This window comes from Pedobacter sp. UYP1, assembly GCF_040547305.1.
GTDB lineage: Bacteria > Bacteroidota > Bacteroidia > Sphingobacteriales > Sphingobacteriaceae > Pedobacter.
In genome coordinates this window covers 532,039-554,022 of the sequence record NZ_JBEPPL010000001.1, presented here as the reverse complement: position 1 = coordinate 554,022, position 21,984 = coordinate 532,039, and the positions used below count along the sequence as shown (strand labels likewise).

Below are 21,984 nucleotides of genomic sequence, written 5' to 3'. Positions count from 1 at the left end.
GATGTACGTCGCTGTACCCGAAGAATCTTCACTGCAGAATAGAAATTTTGATCGTGATGGAAGCGCTACGTGCAGAGAATTCTATCGCCGGGATCTGTCGTAAGCACAGTATTAACTGAATACAAATTTACAGAAATTTTTATTCAGTGGTAGCAATGAAAGCGCAAGAACTAAGAGCAGGAATAATCGCAGTATTTTTTATAAATTTGTATGGTCTTATAATTGGCATAGGTTGACCGAAAACACTGGCATCAACATTCCGAAATGCCCAAGTGATTAAATATTCAAGCTGTAATCTTGCAAAATAATACCGAAATTAAAAAAAATGGATAAAAACCGTCCTTCGCTCATAATGAGAATATCAAAAATTTTTTTAAAAACAATCGTAGGAATTGTAGCCATAATCGCTATCCTACTCATCACTACATTCCTGATTCATCAAGTCAATTCAAGCATCGAAGCTGATAAAATTGAAGATTATGGTCAAAAAATAAAAATTTTTGACGGTACAATGAATATTACAATAGATGGCCATGATCCAGACACGATTGTGTTACTCACCGGATTTGGAACGGCAAGCCCAAGATTAGATTTTGAACCATTAATCAGAGAATTAGACAAAAAGTATACAGTGATCACGATTGAACCTTTTGGTTATGGATTGAGTAGTGAAACAAATCGTGAACGCAGTTTGAATAATATGTCGGAAGAAATCCATGAAGTTGTGAAACAATTAAATCTTAATCGGTTTATATTAATGGGGCATTCCATTGCTGGGCTTTACAGCTTAGCATACATTAACAATTATCCAGGTAAAGCAATCGCATTTGTAGGTATTGATACCAGTGTGCCAACACAACCTTGGCCGGGTTATAATTCGGCACCTATGGATTTTTTAGCCAAAGTAGGTGTAATGCGTGCATTTTTAAAGTTTTTTGGAAATGAAAAACCTAAAGAAGAATCAGAAGTACACCGTTTTGAACAAGAACACATGATTACGATGAAAGTAACCGGAAACAATACTTTGCACAGAGAAGCAACTTCATTAAGTAAGAGTTTTAAAGATGCTCAAAAATTATCTTTCCCGAAGGATTTACCGGTTTTATTATTTGCAGACGAAAACTCAGCTGTCAAAGGCTGGACAGAAATGCATCAAGCGCAAGCCAACAGCGTGAATAAGGGAAAACTAATCTTATTGCCTGGTTCTCATTATCTACATCATACACAATCTAAACGAATTGTAGCAGAACTTGAGTCTTTTTAGGAAAATAAAATAATTGATCCCGTCGTAGCGCTTCCTTGTTTGAAGTGTATAATAACAGCAATTAAATGTGTATAACATTCACTACTTGGATGATCTCGGTAAATCACACGAAGAAAAAAGTTCACAGTGATCAAGGTGACCTGGCTATTCAGGTCCCCAGGGATTTTCTTCCCCCCAAGAATTCCGCTTGATCCCGGCAGAGCCTTTTACGTAGTTTTTTGGCTTCTTCATGTAGAAGATCAAGCTGAAATTAGTTTTCATAATGTTGCACATTAGGGGTTTACAAATTTAGCTTTGCAGTTATTAGTAATCAAGATGTTTAGTCTTTGAACGTGCTGTATATCAAATAGATATATGAAATTCGATGAGTCATTTCAATTTCCAAATCTATTCACCGAATCGCTCACCTGCAGGATGGGAAACGGTGCATATTTTGGATAACTCTAAAATGCAAAAAGCCTGCTATCGTATGATTTGCAGGCTTGGATTATCTATGAGTCATCCTTAAGGCTTATTCTCCAATGTGGATTAGCTCGCTACTCTCGCTGATCCCTTTTGGGGGAGGCTTCAACCAAAAATGCTTTTCGCTGCGCTCAATGACCTTTTTTGTTTTTAATCTGGCCTCTGAGCTGAAGGGCTCAGGCCGGTTTAAAACAAAAAATGCCACCCTATCGGGTAGCATTTTTGTTTGGCGGAGAGTGGGGGATTCGAACCCGCGGACCCTTTGACAAGTCAACAGTTTTCAAGACTGCCGCAATCGACCACTCTGCCAACTCTCCGCGACAAAAGTACAAATACGGCTTGATTTTGCAAACAATGATGTTGATTTTTTAACAATAAATTGATAACTGGTTAATGCTGAGGTAGAAAAATTTATTTAACCTCCTTTTAACCGCCTTTTTTGAACAGATTAAAGGGTTGTTTGATGATTCTGACGCTGCGTTTTGTCAGGTCCATACTGGCATTTAGCTCAAATCCGATTAAAAGTATCAGAGAATTTAGGTATAACCAGATCATAATAACAATCAATGTACCAATAGATCCGTATACTTTATTATAAGATCCGAAGTGGTTAATATAAAATGAGAATCCCCAAATAGTTAAAAATGCAAGGATGGTGGCAAGCCAGGAACCTGGGCTGAAGAATCTCCATTTCTTAGTATTGGCGGGGCCATATCTGTATAGAATAGATATGGTCACGAAATACAGAATCCCAAGCAGTGCCCATCTGGATATGTCAATGATATAAACGATAAAGTGTCCTTTGATGTGTAAACCTTTATTAATATAGTTCAGTGCAATTTCTCCTACAGTCATTGCTCCGATAGTAATAATCAGTGACACGGCAAGAACAAAGGTCAATATTAAAGCTATAAGCCGCTGTTTAAGCCATGTTCTGGTTTCTACCACTAATGACGACTTGTTGAAGGCGTTCATTAGGCTGTGCATCCCATTGGTGGCAAAAAACACGGACAATATAATACCGAAGGAAAGTAATTTCCCGTTTTGTATTTTAATGATCTCTGATAGGGTAGCTTCAAAGGCTTTATAGGCTTGTGCTGGAAGGATCAGTTGTAGTAAAACCATTAACTGATCTTGAAAACCTATTCGCTTAGGGATAAAGGGGATCAGGGTAAACAGAAAAATGATTCCGGGGAAAATCGCTAGCATAAAGGTATAGGCTAGCGATGATGCTTTGTTCACTAAAGAATCTTTGCCGAGTTCCCTAAAAAAAAATGAAGCCACTGTGTAGAGTGGTATAGGGCTAAATCCTGGCAGTACATAAACTTTTGTCCAGTCTATAAACAATGAATATAGCCTAATCTTTAAAAGTTGTTTGTGTACCCAATTCATTTATTCATAGTATTGTGCAATCCTTTCCAGAAAATAACCTGGTGGGGGGCACGGTTTCTTTTTGACCATATCGAAGAATACTAAGGTAGTAGCTCCGATATTGATCAATTCTTCTTTTTCGTTAAATAGTTCGTAATCAAATAACATCCGGACACCCGGAAGTTCCTTCATATAGGTTTTGATCGTAATCTCCTGGTCGTAATATGCTGGTTTTATAAATTTACATTTAAGTTCCAGCAGTGGGAGCATGATCCCTGTTTCTTCCATTTTGCCATAGGTCATGCCCAGGCTGCGCAGCATTTCTACTCTTCCGACTTCATAGTACTGGGCATAGTTTCCGTTGTAAACGTATCCCATTTGATCGGTCTCGCTATATCTTACTCTGATCTTTGTGCTGTGCGTATACATTGGGCCTATTTGAAAATATTACGTTTGTCTAAGGCTGCTCTGTATGCTTTTGCGTTAATTTCATGTTGTGCTTTGGTTTCTGCAAAGGCGTGGTAGCCTGAGAAGTCAGCTTTAGCGCACATATAAATATAGTTATTGTGTTCGTGGTTTAATACCGCATCAATAGCATTGATACTTGGCATCATAATCGGGCCTGGAGGCAAACCTGCGTATTTATAAGTGTTATATTTTGATTCTACGCGCAACAACGGGCCTGTTACTCTTTTTACGGTAAAGTCTCCATTAGCAAAAATTACGGTAGGGTCTGCTTGTAATAAAATCCCTTTGTTTAAGCGGTTAAGGTATAAGCCAGCAATAGAAGGCATTTCTTTGTCGTACAAAGCTTCTCCATCAACTATAGATGCCAGAATGGTCACTTGTTGAGGGGTCAGGTTTAAGGCTGCAGCTTTTTGTTTGCGTTCTGCGGTCCAGAATTTATCGTATTCTTTTTGCATCCTGTCGAAGAATTCTAAAGGAGTGGTATTCCAGTACATCTCATAAGTATTCGGGATGAACATGGTATAGCTGTTGTCTACAGTAAATCCGTATTTTTCTACCAGTGCTGCTGAATCTAATACTTTGATAAAGGTTGCTGAATCTGCTTCCAGACTTTTAGAAAGGTATGCTGCAAATTCTTCTTTTTTCCTGATGTTATGGAATTTCAGTTTTACTGGTTCCTGATTACCGGCTTTAATTAAGTTGATCAGGCTGCGGTTATTCATGCCTTTAGCTAATTTATAGCGTCCTGGTTTTAAACGTTCTGCCAGATCCATTTTAACTGCGGCCTGACCGAAACTTCCAGCGTCCATTAACAGGTCTTTATCCTTGATTTCTTTATATAAGTCATCTATTTTAGAGCCAGTTTTAATATACAGGTATTGTTCTTTACCCGAGATGTTAGGGGCAAAGTAAACTTTATACATTTTCAGGCCATAAAAGGCACCTACAGCAAGTAGGACTAATACAGCGGCCCATATAAATTTAGTACTCTTTTTGATTTCTTTGGTCGTTTCAGTAGTCATAGAATTTGGAATTCTGATTTATGCGCTTATTTCTTGTTTGATAGAGTAATGTTTACCGGGGTTCCGATTTTCACTTTTCCAAGTGTATCTGAAAGCGCCGGGTCTTGTGCGGTAATAACGGCATTTGCGGTGTCCGTGATATTTCCTTCGTAAGTTATTGTTCCAAGTTTAAGGTTTGAGCCTCTGAGTGAGAAGGCTGCTTCGTCTTTGGTGAAACCTAAAAGCGCAGGGATTTCTACGTCTTCGTTGCCTCGGCCATCCCCTAATAATAAGTCTATTTTAGAGCCTTTAGGGATAACGTCTCCTGGTTTGATACTTGAGCCGCCGAAAGAAACTTCCAATACGACATCTCTGCTCACATCTGCTTTATAAACAGTGTCACCAACTTTTAATCCAAAACTGGCAATAATTGCTTGTGCTTCGATGAAAGATTTGAATTGAACGTCTGGAAATTTAACGTTTGGAGCTTGCGCAGTATTAATAGTCAGATAAATTGTTCTGTTGTCTTTTACAAATGTATTCGCTTCTGGATCCTGGTCAATTACAGTTCCTGGAGGCATGTCCATAATATATACAGAGTCTACTTCGTAACGCAGACCTAAAGCTTCTAATTTTGATACAGCCTGGTTAAAAGCCATGCCTTTTACAGCTGGTACGTTTAATCCCTGGCCATGTTTGGTATAATAACGCAGACTAAAGAAAGCGATGAACAAGAGTATTGCCACAGTGGCGATGGCAGCGATAAGGTTGTTTCTGAATGATTTAGTTTGTAAGTAGGAGATGAATTTTGCCATTTATTTATTTTGTGTGCCTGTTATTTGGCTCAAATTTAGACTAAAAATATATTTTATCGGAATTTAAATGAGATCTGAATAAAGTATTTTAATATTTTTGACCCATATCTTATCGTTTAATTTGATTAATCAGGAATATCCGGAATGAAATCTGAAAGCATAAAGGCTTCATAACGGCTATTAAAGAAATATATTTTATGAAGAAAGTAATAGCATTAATAACTGGAGGTACAACAGGAGAAAGGGTAATTTCTGTAAAAAGCGCCGCAACTATATCCCATAATCTCGATCCGGATAAGTTTGATGTTTACAAAATTATGCTGACGCAGCAGGGCTGGTTTTATGAACCGGTAGATTCGGTCAGAATAGAGGTAGACCGCAATGATTTTTCAGTGCTTTACAATGGAAGAAAAATCACTTTTGACGGCGTGTTTATTGCGATTCATGGTGCTCCGGGTGAGGATGGTAAGTTGCAGGGATATTTTGATATGCTGAATTTACCTTATACCACGTGTGATGCGCTGACTTCGGCAGTGACCATGAATAAAGGGTATACTAAATCTATTGTACAGGATATTCCGAATTTATTCGTGGCCAAGTCTGTACAGATCTTTAAAAACACGCCTTATAATTTAGCGGATGTTAAAAGTTCACTGACCCTGCCTTACTTTGTGAAACCAAACAATGGTGGCAGCAGTATCGGAATGAGTAAAGTGAAAAATCAATATGACTTGCAGACAGCTACTGACAAGGCTTTTAAAGAGGATGCACAAATACTGATTGAAGAATTTATTGAAGGACGTGAATTTACGGTAGGTGTGGTAAAGTTAGATGGTAAAATTACGGTCTTGCCTGCTACTGAAGTGGAAACGGCTAAAGAGTTTTTTGATTTTGAAGCGAAGTACACGCCAGGAGTAGCTGTAGAAACTACACCGGCACCAATACGCCTGGAGACTAAAAAAAGAGTAGAGGAAATTGCCACAGCGATCTATGCGAAATTGAATTGCAGAGGGGTAGTGAGGATTGACTTTATTTTAGTGGGTGATGAGGGTGATTTCTATTTTATTGAGATCAATACAATTCCCGGACAAACCGTAACGAGCTTTATTCCTCAGCAGGTAGCTGCATTTGGCATGAAGCTGAATGATTTCTATACAAAACTGATTAAAGAGACTATTGGTTAACAGGTTATAGATGTATATTCAGTATTTAACAGCACATAATTTCAAGACTACTTTTTATAAAAAAGGAGAAGTGATTTATGAACCGGGACAGCATCCGAAATATGCTTACTTTATTAAAAGTGGGGAGGTTCGGATGGCGACGGTTAACCAGGATGGGAGAGAGTTTATTCAGGGTGTTTTTAAGTCAAAACAGCTTTTTGGGGAGCCTGCATTGTTGTTGGACCGTCCGTATCTGGCTTATACAATTGCATCTCGGGATACGGAAGTGATTCAGCTGGATAAACCGGCTTTCCTGAAAATGATCGAAGAAAACAGCGATTTTACTATGGATTTGATTATGACCATGAGTAAAAGGTTATTTTACAAATCTATGATGCTGGAGGAACTGGCCAATGAACAGGCAGAACATCGCTTATTTACTTTGATCAATTACTTGTCTCAGGATTTGGAGGATGGCGCTGCATTGAACATTACAAGGCAAACATTGGCCGATATGAGTGGTTTAAGAGTAGAAACGGTGATCAGAACGATAAAGAAATTGGCTGCTGGCGGAGAGCTCAAACTTATCCGCGGGAAGATTGTTAAAACAGGATATGATGTAGATCATAAAATGGATGTTTTATAATGATTAGATTTGTCTGATTAATTATTACGAATAAAATTAACGTTATGGTCCCTATTACAAAGTTAGAAGCCGTCGTCCAATGTAAATGCCCTCGTTGTAGACAGGGTGACATATTTACTGGTAAAATGTATTCTTTTTCGTTCAAAGGACAGATCACTAATGAGTTTTGCCCGCATTGTAATCTTCGTTTCGAAAGAGAGCCTGGATATTTCTATGTGTCAATGTTTATTAGTTATGCAATGAATGTAGCAGAAATGATTAGTGCAAGTGTAGCTACTTATGTTTTGGGCTTAGCACTTGTTTATGATAACCTATGGTATTATGTAGGTATTTTGCTATTGACAGTATTTGTCTGTTCTCCGTTTAATTACCGCTATTCAAGGGTAATGCTTTTACATTGGTTAACCCCTGGGTTGGGGTATGTTCCTGGCAGTGGTGATGAACCAAAAAATGTCATTAAACCTGCTTAGTTTTCCGGCAGCTTATTTTTCAAGTATATAAAAAGTCCCTGTTGCCTAAGCAGGGACTTTTGTGATTTCAGGGGGTACTTGATTTTTATCGCTTAATGTACCTCTTCTTCAAACTGTTGTTTCCTTCTCTGAAACTATCTTCTGAAGATGTTTGCATCCTTTGGTAAGAATTTCGCATATTTAAAAAAATATGATCTTGTTTAGATAGTAAAATGGCTTTATTTTAACTGTTGTTTTATTTAAATTAATCTATTATGGTTGTGTTTGGCTATTGTTAGGTAATAAAATATTGAAAAAATTCACTTTCTATAAGCAGTTTGACCAGATGGATTGCGGGCCTACCTGCCTCCGGATGATCGCCAAATATTTTGGTAAAAATATAAGTTTGCAGCGTCTGCGTGCAATTTCGGGGATTAACCGGGAAGGTGTTTCTTTGTTGGGTATTAGTGAGGCTGCAGAAAAGATAGGTTTCCGGACTACTGGTGCGCGGTTATCTTTAGGGGTACTGAAGCAGGTAGATCTTCCTGCTATTTTGCATTGGGACCAGGATCATTTTGTAGTGCTTTATCAGATCAAAAATGGGCAGTTCATGGTGGCAGACCCGGCAAAAGGGTTGATCCGCTATAATGAGAAAGAAATTTCATCGCATTGGCTGAGTTCATTTAATGAGGGGGCTGTGGAGGGAGTGGTCTTAATTGTAGCTCCGACTCCGGATTTTTATACGGTGGAGGAAGATAAAAAAGATGGGATGGATATCCGCTACCTGCTGAAATATTTTTACCGGTATAAGCAGTTGATTCTACAGCTTTTTGCTGGCCTGTTGGTGGGTAGTGTGTTACAGATTATTCTTCCTTTTTTAACACAGTCGGTTGTGGATGTGGGGATCAATACCCGGAATCTTAATTTTATCTATATTATTCTGATTGCCCAGGTGATGCTTTTTATCGGGCGGATGAGTGTTGATTTTATACGTGCATGGATTTTGCTCCATATCAGTACCAGGATTAACATTTCTATTTTAACTGATTTCCTGATCAAGCTGATGAAATTGCCGATGTCTTTCTTTGATACCAAGATGACTGGTGATATTTTACAGCGGATGGATGATCAGAAGCGTATTGAGACTTTTCTGACCGGCCCGACCTTGAGCATCATCTTTTCTATGTTTAACCTGGTTATATTTTCTGTGGTGCTGGCTTATTATAACATCAGTATTTTTGTTGTTTTTGCGATCAGTACTGCTTTGTATACGGGTTGGGTTACGATTTTTTTAAAGAAAAGAAGGGAGCTTGATTTTAAGCGTTTTGATATTTCATCTAAAAACCAGAGTACGGTTGTACAGCTGATTAATGGGATGCAGGAAATTAAGCTTAACAATTGTGAGCAGGATAAGCGTTGGGAGTGGGAGCGGATACAGTCAAGATTGTTTCGTTTCAATGTGAAAAGCCTTGCGCTTGGGCAGTATCAGCAGGTTGGGGCATTCTTTATTAATGAAGGAAAAAATATTCTGATTACTTTTCTGGTTGCCAAACTGGTGATAGAAGGGCAGTTGACGCTTGGTGCGATGATGGCTATTCAATATATCATTGGCCAGCTGAACAGCCCTATTGAACAGATGATTGGTTTCTTGCAGCAGTTGCAGGATGCTAAGATTTCTCTGGAAAGGTTGAATGAGATCCGGGAACTGGAGGATGAGGAACCTGCGGACCAGACTTTTGTAAGGGATTTGCCGGAGGATCATAGTATTCGCTTGAATAATGTAGATTTTACTTACCCCGGTGCTGGTAATGAGCCAGTATTGTCTGCGATTAACCTGACTATTCCAATGGGAAAAACTACGGCTATTGTTGGGATGAGTGGTAGTGGAAAAACGACTATTCTTAAGTTATTGCTTCGTTTTTATGAGGTACAGCGTGGGGATATTTATATTGGCAATACACATCTCAACCAGATGGGGTTTAGTTTTTGGCGTGGCCAGTGTGGTGCGGTTACTCAGGATGGTTTTATTTTCTCGGATTCTATAGCGAGGAATATTGCTGTTGGTGATCATTATCCTGACCATGCGAAGCTTCAGCATGCGTTGAAGGTGGCTAATATCAATGATTTTATACAAAGCTTGCCTTTAGGATTAAATACCAAAATAGGTTCTGAAGGAAATGGAATAAGCCAGGGACAGAAACAACGGATTTTAATTGCGAGAGCCGTTTACAAGGATCCAAAGTTCCTGTTTTTTGATGAGGCGACAAATGCGCTTGATGCAAGAAATGAATCTGTGATTATGGATAATCTGGAAAGCTTTTTTAAAGGACGGACGGTGGTTGTGGTTGCCCATCGTTTGAGTACGGTGAAAAATGCAGACAATATAGTGGTGCTTGATAAGGGGCGTATGCTGGAAGAGGGAACGCATGCTGAACTGATCGCATTGAAAGGTGAATATTATCAGCTGGTGAGGAATCAGCTTGAACTTGGGAGTTAACGGATTAAATTACACGGAATATAAATGCCACAAGAACCTATATATCAGGAGAATCATAGTGAAGAGGTGAATGAAATTATCACCGCTGTACCGGCATGGATACTTCGCCGGGGTATTATGGTTGTCTTCTTTGTCATTTTAAGTATAATTCTGCTTGCTGCTTTTATCCGGTATCCGGATGTGATTAGTACGAGTTTGAAAATCAATTCACTCAATGCGCCTAAGCCTGTTTATGCAAAGCGGGCGGGTAAGTTAATGGAGTTGTTGCTGCCAGAAAATAAAAAGGTAGAAATAGGTGCACCATTGGCTTTTTTGGAAAGTACGGGTTCGCACCGGGATGTGCTTAAGCTTTCAACGCAATTAAAGTCATTGCGCGAGCTGGTGTTAACCGCTAAACCGTTAAGCCTGTCTTTGTTATCGCCAAATAGCAACCTGGGTGAATTGCAGGCTGCTTATCAGAATTTCTACCAGGAATATGTGAAATACCTTTCTACTCAGAAGGGTGGTTATTACCAGGAAAAGCGTATTTATCTGGAAAGAGATTTGCAGTCTATTAAAGGTCTTAAAAGCCAGATTGTGACTCAGCAGAAAGTACAGCTAAAGGAGTATGCAAATATAGAGCAGCAGTATCTTTCTTATCAAAAGTTAATGGCTAAAAACGTCATTTCTAAAAGTGAATTTCAGGAACAGGAAAACAAATATTTATCGGGAAAATATCCTTTGCAGCAAACTGAAACGGCTTTATTGAATAATTCGGTGGCTTATGCTACGAAAGAAAAGGAAATCCTGGATCTTGAGAATACGATTGCAGAGCAGCGGGCTAAGTTTTTACAGGCAATTAATAGCGTGATCAGTGATACAGAGGTCTGGATTAATCAGTATGTGGTATTGGCGCCGGTTTCCGGAACACTTGGTTATGCTGGTGTTATTCAGCAGAATCAGAGTGTCGCGGTGAATCAGGAATTGTTTGTGATTAATCCTGGAAATACTGACTTTTTTGGGGAGATACAGATTCCTCAGAATAATATGGGAAAGATCCGTATTGGCCAGCGTACTTTAATTAAGATGCATAGTTATCCTTATGAGCAGTTTGGTATGATCAGAGGGAATATAAATTACATTTCGGATGTGGCATTCAGAGATAGTGTTTTTATTGCCAAGGTTGGTTTTAAGACGTTTGAAAGTAAAGATAACCTGCATAAAATAGTGCTGAAAAACGGTATGTTGGGTAATGCAGAGATCATTACGGAAGAGAGTTCGTTGTTGCAGCGGTTTTACCGGAACATTATGAAGGAGTTGAATGGGCGGGAATAAGTAAGGGGGATGCTTTAAATAGGAAATTAAACGTTCTTGAATAAGCAGGTCATTAAACCTGCTTAGTTTTCCAGCTTCCTTTTTTAAATAACAGGTATCCTGCAATGGCAATTCCTGTTTCTGCAACTGGTATCGCTATAAATACACCATCTGGCCCCATATTGAAATGTTTAGCCAATATAAACGCCAGTGGGATCTGGAATAACCAGAAGCCAAAGAAGTTAATCAGCGTAGGAGTTGTGGTATCTCCTGCACCGTTAAAGGTACTGGTCATAACCATGCCTACGCCGTAAAATAGAAATCCTGCGCTCATCATGTTCAGTCCTCTGGCAGCTACTTGCTGAATAAGCACGTCGTCTGTAAAGAAAGAGATGAAATAGTGTCCGGCCAAAAGGCAGAGTACCATAGCTATCCCCATATAAATTAAGATATACTTAGTGGTTTGCCATACGGAATCTTCTGCTCTTTTCAGGTTTTTCGCACCCAGATTTTGCCCAACCAGTGTCGCGGCTGCTCCACTTAAGCCCCAGGCTGGCAACATAAAGAACATCATGAGTCTTAGTGCGGTCTGATAACCTGCTGAGCCATGATCTCCACCTGTGGTAGCAACCAGCTGAGCGAGGAAAATCCAGCTGCAGGAAGCAATGACGAATTGAAATATAGCGGGAACTGCAATTTTTAGCAGTGCGACGATCTGTTTGAAATGCGGGATAAAATAGGTTAGTTTTATTTTTAGCTGGCCGTTGCCTTTAACCAGTTGATAGACTTGGTAACATACCCCCAGTCCTCTGCCTATAGTTGTGGCTATGGCAGCGCCGGTTAATCCAAAAGCTGGGATAGGGCCAAAGCCATTAATAAGTATCGGGCATAAAATGATATTGGCCACATTAGCAACCCATAAACTTTTCATGGCAATAGCTGCATTTCCGGCCCCTCTGAAAATTCCGTTGATCAGAAATAACAGGACTATAATTGTGCTTCCGCACATCATGATCTGGATGAAAGGTGTGCCTGCTGCAGCTGTGCTTGCCGAAGCACCCATCAGCATCAGAATTTCAGGCGCATAAATGAATCCAGCTATACTAAGTGCCAGATTGAAGGCGACAGCGACCAATATAGCCTGCATCCCTGCTTTTGCAGCGGCAACGGGATCTTTTTCTCCGATCCTTCTGGCTACCACGGCTGTAGCGGCCATACTCATCCCAACTGCAAGGGAGTAAATAATTGCCAATACTGATTCTGTTAAACCAACAGTTTGTATGGCTTCACTGCTATTGTGAAGGTGGCCTACAAAATAAAGGTCTACCAGTGCAAAGACAGATTCCATGATCATCTCGAGCATCATCGGGATGGCGAGCAGCAAAACAGCTCTGCGCATACTGCCCTGAGTAAAGTCTAATTCTTTTCCCTGGACTGCTTGTTTGAGTAAGTCAAAGATTTTACTGGTCTGGCTGGTGGAGCTGTTTTGTTGTGTTGTCATGTAATTATTATCCTATGTAATAATAGGCTGTTCAATATAAATAAATTATGTAATATAAGTTATCGTTTTACACTGAAGAGTCTTTTTTATATACTGAACAAGCTTTTTATTCAGACCAGGTTGTTTACATGGAACAAGCTTTTTATTCAGACCAGTTTGTTTATATGGAACAAGCTTTTTACTCAGAACAGTTTGTTTATATGGAACAAGCTTTTTACTCAAAACAGGTTGTTTACATGGAACAAGCTTTTTACTCAGAACAGATTTATTTACATGAAGCAGGTTTTTTACTCAAGAACAAGCTTTTTACACGAGGCAAATTTTACACCGAATATGCCTGGATCATATCTTCACTTACTTTACATCCCTTGCCTGTAGTGGTATCAATTAATACGTAATCAAACCAGCCATCTGAGGCTATTTTGCCTGTACGCACGTTTTCTATTTCAAATTGCACGCGGCAGCCTTTGTCATTGATAGTCAAAATGCCTGTTCTTATTTTAAGCAGATCGCCTAAAATCAATGGTCTTTTATAATCTACGTGGGCAGTTCTGACTACCCAGCCGAAACCGCTTTTCAGGAAGTCTTCCATGGGCATTTTGTAGAATTTTGCCATTTGATCGTAGCGGGCAGCCAATACGTAATCAAAGTATTTGCTGTTGTGCACATGGTTAAACATGTCTATATCATCGGGTCTTACGCTGAGTTCTGTCTCAAATACACTATATTCAGTCTTTTCCATCTTGCAAAAGTAAAGTTTGAGGACTTGTTATTGAAATATTTTATCAGGATACGTGTTTATCCTGAAAACTTACACTATCTTTGCGCGTAATTAATTAATCAATATACACTTTAGTATAATTCAAGCAATGTATTTAAGTAAAGAAGTAAAAGCCGACATTTTCAAAACTCACGGCGAAGTAGAAACTAACACAGGATCTGCTGAAGGACAAGTAGCGTTATTCACTTACCGTATCGCGCACTTAACAGGACACTTAAAGAAAAACCGTAAAGATTTTTCTACTCAATTGTCTCTTCAAAAATTAGTAGGTAAACGCCGTGGTATTTTGGCTTACCTGTTTAAAAAAGATATCAATCGTTACCGTGCTATTATCAAAGCTTTAGGGCTGAGAGACATTATCAAACCATTAGGTTCGACAAGAGATAGCAAATAAGCGTTAAAATATCAAGAAAAGCCATTCTTAGGGATGGCTTTTTTAATTGAAATATAAAAATATAATATATAAATCTGGTGTGTCGAAAGAGGAAAACACACCGCAACAATTTGTAAATGAATGTAATAAAAAAATCGTTCGATCTTGGAGATGGAAGAACCATCGAAATTGAAACAGGAAAATTAGCTAAACAAGCTGATGGATCCGTTGTGGTAAGAATGGGTGACACAATGTTATTGGCGACTGTAGTTTCTTCAGTAGGTGCTAAAGCTGGTGTTGACTTTTTACCTTTATCTGTAGATTACCAGGAAAAATATGCGGCTGCTGGTCGTATTCCAGGTGGTTTCTTACGTCGTGAGGCTAGATTATCTGACTATGAGGTTTTAATCTCCCGTTTGGTTGACCGTGCTTTACGCCCAATGTTCCCTGAAGATTATCACTCTGATACTCAGGTAATGATCACATTGATTTCTTCTGATAAAAATATAATGCCAGATTCATTGGCTGGTTTAGCTGCTTCAGCTGCCATCGCTGTTTCTGATATTCCTTTTAACGGACCAATCTCTGAGGTTCGTGTTGCTAAAATTGATGGTCAATTTGTGATCAATCCTTATGTTAGCGATTTAGAACGTGCTACTTTAGAATTCTTAGTAGCTGGTACTGAGAATGACATCGTTATGGTTGAAGGTGAAGCTGATGAGATTTCTGAAGAAGAAATGGTTGAAGCTATCGAATTCGCACATAAAGCGATCGTTGTTCAGGTTAAAGTTCAAAAAGAACTTGCTGAGGCAGTAGGTAAAACTAAAAAACGTGAGTATTCACACGAAGACAGCAACCCGGAATTAAAAGAGCAGGTTTATGCTGCTACTTATGACCAGGTTTATGCTGTAGCTAAAAGCCAGACCTCTAAAGGTGAGCGTACAGAGAAATTTGCTGAGATTTCAGCAGCTTTCGTAGCAACGCTTGGTGAAGAGGTTGATGCAGTTACTGCTTTCTTAGCTAAAAAATATTTCCATGATGTACAATACGATGCTATCCGTAACCTTGTTTTAGACGAAGGTATGCGTTTAGATGGTCGTGATGTACGTACTGTACGTCCTATCTGGAGTGAGGTGAGTTACTTGCCATCTGCTCACGGTTCTGCAGTATTTACTCGTGGTGAAACTCAATCATTAACTACGGTTACTTTAGGTTCTAAAGATGATGAGCAAATGATTGATGGTGCTTTCATCAATGGTTATAACAAATTCTTATTGCACTACAATTTCCCAGGTTTCTCTACAGGTGAAGTTCGCCCGAACAGAGGTGCTGGCCGTCGTGAAATTGGTCATGGTCATTTGGCTATGCGTTCATTAAGAAAAGTATTACCAGGATTAGAAGAAAACCCATATACAATCCGTATCGTTTCTGATATTCTTGAATCTAACGGTTCTTCTTCAATGGCAACTGTTTGTGCTGGTACATTAGCATTAATGGATGCAGGTATTAAAATCAAAGCTCCGGTTTCGGGTATTGCAATGGGATTAATTACTGATGAGAAAACTGGTAAATATGCAATCCTTACTGACATCCTTGGTGATGAAGATCACTTAGGTGATATGGACTTCAAGGTTACTGGTACTGAAAAAGGTATCGTTGCTTGTCAAATGGACTTAAAAATCAATGGTTTGAAATGGGAAGTTTTAACTGCTGCCCTGAAACAAGCTAATGAGGCTCGTTTACATATCTTAAATGAGATGGCTAAAACTATCTCTGCTCCACGTGAAGATTACAAGGATCACGCTCCTCGTATCGTTTCTTTAAGTATTGACAAGGAATTCATAGGTGCTGTAATTGGCCCGGGCGGTAAAATTATTCAGGAAATGCAACGTGAAACTGGCGCATCTATCTCTATTGAAGAGGTTGGTAACAAAGGTATCGTTGAAATCTTCGCGGATAATAAAGCTGCTATTGATGCTGCTGTTAAACGTATTAACGCAATCGCTGCTAAACCAGACATAGGTGCTACTTATGATGGTAAAGTAAAATCTATCATGCCGTTTGGTGCTTTCGTTGAGATTATGCCAGGTAAAGATGGTTTACTTCACATTTCTGAGATTGCATGGGAACGTTTAGAAACTATGGATGGTGTCCTTAAAGAAGGTGACAAAATCCAGGTTAAATTGCTAGATATTGATAAACAAGGTAAAATGAAACTTTCCAGAAAAGCTTTATTGCCTCGTCCACCGAAACCAGAAGGTGTAGAGACTAAGCCTGCTTAGTTTTATCATTAACATATAAATAGAAACGCCTCACGAGATATTCGTGAGGCGTTTTTTTATGCTTAAGATTTTTGGTATTGGTTTTTAAATATTCGCCAGTCGTTTTAGGTATTGGTTTTTAAATATTCACCATTCGTTTTAGGTATTCGATATTGGTTTAAGTATTTGTTATTCGTGTTTTAAGGAATCTATAGGGGTAGCTTTGGCAACTTTTACTGACTGTACACTAACAGTGAGTACAGCGATGATCAGGGACAAGCCTGTAGCTACAGCAAAGGGCAAAATTGTTATGCCTACATTGAATTCAAAGGCTGATAGCCATTTGCTGATGATAATATAGGATAGGGGAAAGGCAATGAGGTTAGCGATAGCGACCAGTTTAATGAAGTCTTTATTGAGCAGTGTCAGGATATTCAGTGTGGTTGCGCCCAGAACTTTACGGATACTGATTTCTTTTTTTCTTTGTTCTGCCATGAACAGGGCAAGTCCTAATAAGCCCAGGCAGGAAATGAAAATAGCGAAACCACCAAACCAGTTAGATAGAATGCCTAACAAGCGCTCATCCTGAAATTTTTGCTGGAAGCTATCATCTACAAACTTTCTGTCTACAGGGAAATTAGGATTCAATGCTTTAACGACCTCGTCAACTTTTGTAGTCGCGTTCAGGATGCTTTGTGCAGGGTTTAGTTTGGCGATAATATAAGTAACGCCCTCAATGCGATTGCTGATAAACATTGGAGCAGCGGCTTTGTAAGGAGATTCCATGACAAAGTCTTTCATGACGCCGATGATCGTAAACGGTTTACCCATAATATTGATGATTATACCTACTGGCTTTTTTAAGCCCATCACTTTCACAGCTGCTTGATTAATTACTATATTGGTAGAATCTGCGGTAAATTGGGCAGAAAAATCCCTGCCATCAACCATTTCGGAACCAACAGTTTTTGCGAAATCTTCTCCTGCATCACGGTTATTGAATAAGACGTCTTCTTTAGGGTTTTTACCTGGCCAGGAGACGCTGAAGGTGTTGTTTCCGCCTTCACTTATGCTTCTGCTAAAGGCGGTTACCCCGGTAACTGCTCCTGTTTTGAGTAGTCTTTCTTTTAAGAGTGCTAGTTTTTCTTTGCCTTCAAGATTACCTTGTACAGGTATTTCTATTAAACTGGCCCTGTTGTAGCCTATTGGTTTGTTTTTAATAAAGTTAAGTTGCTGATAAATAACGATTGTACAGATGATCAAAGAAGCTGCAAATACAAATTGAAAGACCACTAAAGCTTTTCTTACGGAAAGGGATGAGCTGCCTGCAGTGCTGAAGCCTTTTAATACTTTGACGGGCTCAAATGAAGAGAGGTAGAATGCTGGATAACTTCCTGCTATAAAGCCTGTGAATGCGGTTAGACTGATGAGTACTACCCAGAATATCCAATTGTAATAATTAATGATCAGTTTAATGTTTAACAGGGCATTAAAGTAGGGCAGACTGATCTCCATTAAGATAAAAGCGACCAGCATCGCCATAAAAGAAAGTAATACAGATTCTATCATAAACTGACCGATCAGGGCTCCTCTTGAAGAGCCAATAGCTTTTCTGACCCCAACTTCTTTGGCTCTTTTTTCCGATTTGGCTGTGGAAAGGTTCATAAAGTTTACGCACGCAATTAAAAGGATACAGAAGGCCAGGATGAGAAATATCCTGAGCTGATCTATTTTTCCTCCTACAGATTTCCCGTTTTCAAAGGTGTCGTATAAGTGCCATTTAGCTAAAGGATGCAGCAGTCCTGTATTTGTACTGTTCTGCATGTTGTTTTTGAAAACATCTCTGATCTGACTATTGGCTTTATCAAAAAAGGTATTGCTTTGAAGTTGTAAGATCGTCAGGCACATATTGTTCCCCCAATTGATGTCTTTTGCCCAGGGGTTTTGTTTGATAAATAGTGCATAGGGCATCAGATAGTCGAATTGAATGCTGCTGTTGATGGGAACATCTTCAATTACGGCTTCTACTTTTAAGACTTCGGTATTGAGTAGTTTTACTGTTTTGTTAATGGGGTCTTCATCGCCAAAAAGATTTCTAGCCATGGTTTTGGTTAGAATAACCGAATTGATATTGGTTAACACTGTATTTGGGTTTCCTTTAATGAATTTATAGTCAAATATTTTAAGGAAGGATGGGTCTGTGTAAATGGCTTTTTTCTTGAAGTTCTTTTCTCCATTACTGATCAGTTGTTCTTGTGGGTAGGTGGAATGGGAGGAGTAGGCTACTCCTGCTATTTTACTCCGCACTTCATCGGCCATTGCGCCGGGTGTCCATGCCCAGCTGAATGTTTGTGTGCTGGTTTTGGAATTGTTATAGATGACGTAAGTTTTATCATAGTTTGTGAACTGTTTGTCGTAACTCCATTCGTAGGCGACATAGAGTAACAGTATCATGCAGCTAGCCAGTCCAATGGCCAGGCCTCCTATATTAATTAAGGTATATCCTTTATTTTTCCAAAGGCTTCGTAAAGCTATTTTAAGGTCAAGTCTAAACATGTAATTGAGGTTATATTCTTTTCGTGCCAAAAGCTAAACGTATGCCATTTGCTTGCTCAATGGTTTTTGGCGGCATAAACAACGATTTTCAATTCTTATGAATTTGAAACTGCCCGGAAATGAACAGCTGGTGTACGATTTCGTGATTAAACGCCTGTTTTCTGAATTACAATTTTGCTTGAATGTACCTTTTATCTCTATGAATTTGCGCTATAAACGGGTTATTTTTTTATATTTACTTTCTCAATAGCATTACAATTTAACCACATGAAACACCTGATTGCCCCCTCTGTACTCTCTGCTGATTTTGCCAATTTACAACGCGATATAGAAATGATTAATTCCAGCGCTGCAGATTGGTTTCATGTAGATATTATGGATGGCGTATTTGTACCGAACATCTCTTTCGGTTTTCCAGTGATGGAAGCGCTGAAAAAACATGCTAAGAAGCCGCTGGATGTGCATTTGATGATTGTAAACCCTGATTTATATATCGAACAGTTTGCAGCGGCAGGGGCCAATAGTATTACGGTACATTATGAGGCTTGTGTGCATCTGAACAGAACGATTCAGGCGATCCATAAAACCGGAGCTAAGGCTTGTGTGGCGCTCAACCCGCATACGCCTGTAGAGTTACTGATTGATATCCTTCCTGTACTGGATATGGTATTGATCATGTCGGTAAACCCTGGTTTTGGCGGACAGCAGTTTATCCCAAATACACTGCTGAAAATAAGAAGATTGAAAGCAATGGCTGCTATTGTAAATCCGGGTTTACTGATTGAGGTAGACGGCGGTGTGAGTGTGCAGAACCTGGGCGATTTAATTGCTGCTGGTGCTGATGCTTTTGTAGCTGGAAATGCTATTTTCAGTGCGGAGTCCCCTTTGGAAATGATAGAGACCATGAAGGGCATATCCGCATCCGCTCTGAACAGTATATAAAATCCATTCGTTTAGTAGTTATTTCAAAAAACCAAAATATTATTTGGATAAAACAATTACATTTACAATAATTAATTAGCATATAAAATGAGACATAATTTTGGAGCAGGCCCCTGTATTTTACCTCAGGAAGTGTTTAGACAGGCGTCACAAGCCGTTTTAGATTTTAAGGATGGGTTATCGATTTTAGAGATTTCCCACCGTACACCAGAGTTCGAGGCCGTATTAGCTGAAGCTGTTAAGTTGGTTAAAGAGTTGTTAAATGTACCGGAAGGATACTCCGTTTTATTCTTGCAAGGTGGTGCGAGTTTACAATTTGCGATGGTTCCTATGAACTTATTAAGCGAAGGACAAACGGCAGCTTATCTGGAGACTGGTGTATGGGCTAACAAAGCGATTAAAGAAGTGAAAAACTTTGGTAGTGCGAATGTAGTGGCTTCTTCTAAGGACGCTAACTTTAACTATGTGCCTAAGGGATATTCTATTCCTGAAGATAGTGCGTATTTCCATTGTACTTCGAATAACACGATTTATGGAACTGAAATGTTCAGCTTGCCTGAAACTAAAGTGCCGGTTGTTTGTGATATGTCATCAGACATTATGAGCAGAGTGATCGATGTTTCACAATACGATCTGATTTATGCTGGTTCACAAAAAAATATTGGCCCTGCTGGTTCAGTTTTAGTAATCGTTAAGGATGAGATTTTAGGTAAAACTACCAACAAAATCCCTTCTATGTTAGATTATAAGGTTCATATTGAAGGTGGTTCTATGTACAATACGCCTCCTGTTTTTGCAATTTATGTAGCGATGTTAAACCTGAGATGGTTAAAATCTAAAGGTGGTGTTGCAGAGATTGAAAAAGAAAACATTGCGAAAGCGAATGCTTTATATATGGAGATTGACAGAAATCCTTTATTTAAAGGTACTGCTGTTGTAGAAGATCGTTCAAGAATGAATATCTGTTTCGTGATGGAAAATCCTGAGCTGGAGAAACCATTCCTGAAATTCGTAGAGGAGAATGATATTGAAGGTCTTAAAGGACATAGAAGTGTAGGTGGATTCAGAGCTTCTATTTACAATGCGTTACCAATTACAAGTGTACACAGACTAGTGGAATTGATGCAGGTTTTTGCAGAGAAACACCAAAAATAAAATTTAATGATTAAGATACTTGCAAACGATGGGATCGATCCTATCGGAAAACGATTATTAGAAGAAGCCGGTTTTATTGTAGATACAGAAACTGTTGCTCAGGATAAACTGATTGAAGCCCTGCAAAATTATGATGCAATTACGGTTAGAAGCGCAACGAAAGTTCGTAAAGACGTAATTGATGCTTGTCCAAATTTGAAGCTGATTGGCAGAGGTGGAGTAGGGATGGACAATATTGATGTTGATTATGCGCGTGAACAAGGTCGTGCAGTGGTAAATACGCCAGCTGCTTCTTCTTTGTCTGTTGCAGAATTGGTTTTTGCACATTTATTTACTGGTATTCGTTTTTTACAGGATGCTAACCGTAAAATGCCTGTTGAGGGTGCTACAAGTTTCAATAAATTGAAAAAGGATTATGCAAAAGGTACTGAGCTTAGAGGTAAAACTTTAGGGATCATTGGTTTTGGCAGAATTGGAAGAGAGACGGCTACTTTGGCTTTAGGGCTGGGTATGAATGTGCTTGCTTATGATCTTTATCCTTTTGATGGTAAATTGACGTTGAAGTTTCAAGGTGATTTAAGTCTTGATATTCCTGTGAAAACAGTAAGTCTGGAAGAGGTTATCAAAAATAGTGACTTCATCACTTTACATACGCCTTTTGCTGACCGTCCTATATTAGGCGCTGCTGAGTTCGATTTAATGAAGCCAGGAGTTGGTGTGGTGAATTGTTCAAGAGGTGGTACTATTGACGAAGAGGCATTGATTAATGCATTAGATAGTGCTAAAGTTGCTTTTGCTGGTTTAGATGTGTTTGACAATGAGCCTACTCCTTTAGAGGCGATTTTAAAACACCCTAAGATTTCGTTAACACCGCATATTGGTGCTGCAACGAATGAAGCACAGGAGCGTATTGGTGAGGAGTTAGCTTCATTGATTATCGCACATTTTAAAAAATAATTATTAAAGAGGAAAATAAGTTAAATGGT

18 protein-coding genes and 1 tRNA gene are annotated in these 21,984 nt (G+C 39.1%); 11 read left to right on the top strand and 8 right to left on the bottom strand.

Annotated features, from left to right (window positions below; genetic code table 11):
• The first annotated feature begins 325 nt into the window (after positions 1 to 325).
• Positions 326 to 1,264: an alpha/beta fold hydrolase gene (locus ABIB30_RS02365; protein WP_354299145.1), complete on the top strand. Its 939-nt coding sequence runs from the start codon at positions 326 to 328 to the stop codon at positions 1,262 to 1,264.
• A gap of 689 nt (positions 1,265 to 1,953) precedes the next feature.
• Here the strand turns inward: ABIB30_RS02365 and ABIB30_RS02360 are convergent.
• The 5 genes from ABIB30_RS02360 to ABIB30_RS02340 form a co-directional block, all read right to left on the bottom strand.
• A tRNA-Ser gene (locus ABIB30_RS02360) sits at positions 1,954 to 2,043 on the bottom strand.
• A 109-nt stretch (positions 2,044 to 2,152) separates the two neighbouring features.
• Entirely contained in the window at positions 2,153 to 3,118 is a 966-nt protein-coding gene (locus tag ABIB30_RS02355; protein WP_354299144.1) for a YihY/virulence factor BrkB family protein, read from the bottom strand.
• Positions 3,119 to 3,526, bottom strand: a complete 408-nt coding sequence (locus ABIB30_RS02350) for an acyl-CoA thioesterase (protein ID WP_354299143.1) — start codon at positions 3,524 to 3,526, stop codon at positions 3,119 to 3,121.
• Between the two features lie 5 nt (positions 3,527 to 3,531).
• Entirely contained in the window at positions 3,532 to 4,587 is a 1,056-nt protein-coding gene (gene mltG, locus ABIB30_RS02345; protein ID WP_354299142.1) for an endolytic transglycosylase MltG, read from the bottom strand.
• Positions 4,588 to 4,613: 26 nt separating this feature from the next.
• Positions 4,614 to 5,381, bottom strand: coding sequence for a PASTA domain-containing protein (locus ABIB30_RS02340; RefSeq protein ID WP_354299141.1), 768 nt, complete (start codon positions 5,379 to 5,381; stop codon positions 4,614 to 4,616).
• Between the two features lie 197 nt (positions 5,382 to 5,578).
• Here ABIB30_RS02340 and ABIB30_RS02335 point away from each other — a divergent pair, with 197 nt between their 5' ends.
• From ABIB30_RS02335 to ABIB30_RS02315, 5 genes are all read left to right on the top strand, one after another.
• Positions 5,579 to 6,565 carry a D-alanine--D-alanine ligase gene (locus tag ABIB30_RS02335; protein WP_354299140.1) on the top strand — a complete coding sequence of 329 codons (987 nt, stop codon included), beginning with the start codon at positions 5,579 to 5,581 and terminating at the stop codon, positions 6,563 to 6,565.
• Between the two features lie 10 nt (positions 6,566 to 6,575).
• Positions 6,576 to 7,190 (top strand): Crp/Fnr family transcriptional regulator, encoded by a 615-nt coding sequence (locus ABIB30_RS02330; RefSeq protein ID WP_354299139.1) that lies wholly within the window; start codon positions 6,576 to 6,578, stop codon positions 7,188 to 7,190.
• Between the two features lie 125 nt (positions 7,191 to 7,315).
• Positions 7,316 to 7,660, top strand: coding sequence for a DUF983 domain-containing protein (locus ABIB30_RS02325; protein WP_317047983.1), 345 nt, complete (start codon positions 7,316 to 7,318; stop codon positions 7,658 to 7,660).
• Between the two features lie 289 nt (positions 7,661 to 7,949).
• On the top strand, positions 7,950 to 10,136 hold the full coding sequence (locus tag ABIB30_RS02320) for a peptidase domain-containing ABC transporter (RefSeq protein WP_354299138.1): 2,187 nt from the start codon (positions 7,950 to 7,952) through the stop codon (positions 10,134 to 10,136).
• 24 nt (positions 10,137 to 10,160) lie between these two features.
• Positions 10,161 to 11,450, top strand: a complete 1,290-nt coding sequence (locus ABIB30_RS02315; protein ID WP_354299137.1) for an HlyD family secretion protein — start codon at positions 10,161 to 10,163, stop codon at positions 11,448 to 11,450.
• Between the two features lie 52 nt (positions 11,451 to 11,502).
• On the opposite strand, the gene ABIB30_RS02310 is transcribed toward ABIB30_RS02315, so the two are convergent.
• Both ABIB30_RS02310 and ABIB30_RS02305 read right to left on the bottom strand, forming a co-directional pair.
• Positions 11,503 to 12,930: an MATE family efflux transporter gene (locus tag ABIB30_RS02310; protein ID WP_354299136.1), complete on the bottom strand. Its 1,428-nt coding sequence runs from the start codon at positions 12,928 to 12,930 to the stop codon at positions 11,503 to 11,505.
• 322 nt (positions 12,931 to 13,252) lie between these two features.
• A complete protein-coding gene (locus ABIB30_RS02305) occupies positions 13,253 to 13,672 on the bottom strand; it encodes an acyl-CoA thioesterase (RefSeq protein WP_354299135.1) in 420 nt (139 codons plus the stop codon).
• 127 nt (positions 13,673 to 13,799) lie between these two features.
• Here ABIB30_RS02305 and rpsO point away from each other — a divergent pair, with 127 nt between their 5' ends.
• Together rpsO and pnp are read left to right on the top strand one after the other, a co-directional pair.
• Complete coding sequence (gene rpsO, locus ABIB30_RS02300) at positions 13,800 to 14,105, top strand: 30S ribosomal protein S15 (protein ID WP_068399255.1); 306 nt, start codon at positions 13,800 to 13,802, stop codon at positions 14,103 to 14,105.
• A 116-nt stretch (positions 14,106 to 14,221) separates the two neighbouring features.
• A complete protein-coding gene (gene pnp, locus ABIB30_RS02295; RefSeq protein WP_354299134.1) occupies positions 14,222 to 16,366 on the top strand; it encodes a polyribonucleotide nucleotidyltransferase in 2,145 nt (714 codons plus the stop codon).
• Positions 16,367 to 16,534: 168 nt separating this feature from the next.
• On the opposite strand, the gene ABIB30_RS02290 is transcribed toward pnp, so the two are convergent.
• A complete protein-coding gene (locus ABIB30_RS02290; protein ID WP_354299133.1) occupies positions 16,535 to 18,901 on the bottom strand; it encodes an ABC transporter permease in 2,367 nt (788 codons plus the stop codon).
• Between the two features lie 267 nt (positions 18,902 to 19,168).
• On the opposite strand from ABIB30_RS02290, the gene rpe reads away from it, so the two are divergent.
• From rpe to ABIB30_RS02275, 3 genes are all read left to right on the top strand, one after another.
• On the top strand, positions 19,169 to 19,843 hold the full coding sequence (rpe, locus tag ABIB30_RS02285; RefSeq protein WP_354299132.1) for a ribulose-phosphate 3-epimerase: 675 nt from the start codon (positions 19,169 to 19,171) through the stop codon (positions 19,841 to 19,843).
• An 87-nt stretch (positions 19,844 to 19,930) separates the two neighbouring features.
• Positions 19,931 to 20,998, top strand: a complete 1,068-nt coding sequence (gene serC / locus ABIB30_RS02280; protein WP_354299131.1) for a 3-phosphoserine/phosphohydroxythreonine transaminase — start codon at positions 19,931 to 19,933, stop codon at positions 20,996 to 20,998.
• A gap of 6 nt (positions 20,999 to 21,004) precedes the next feature.
• Complete coding sequence (locus ABIB30_RS02275) at positions 21,005 to 21,955, top strand: D-2-hydroxyacid dehydrogenase (protein ID WP_354299130.1); 951 nt, start codon at positions 21,005 to 21,007, stop codon at positions 21,953 to 21,955.
• The last annotated feature ends 29 nt before the right edge of the window (positions 21,956 to 21,984 follow it).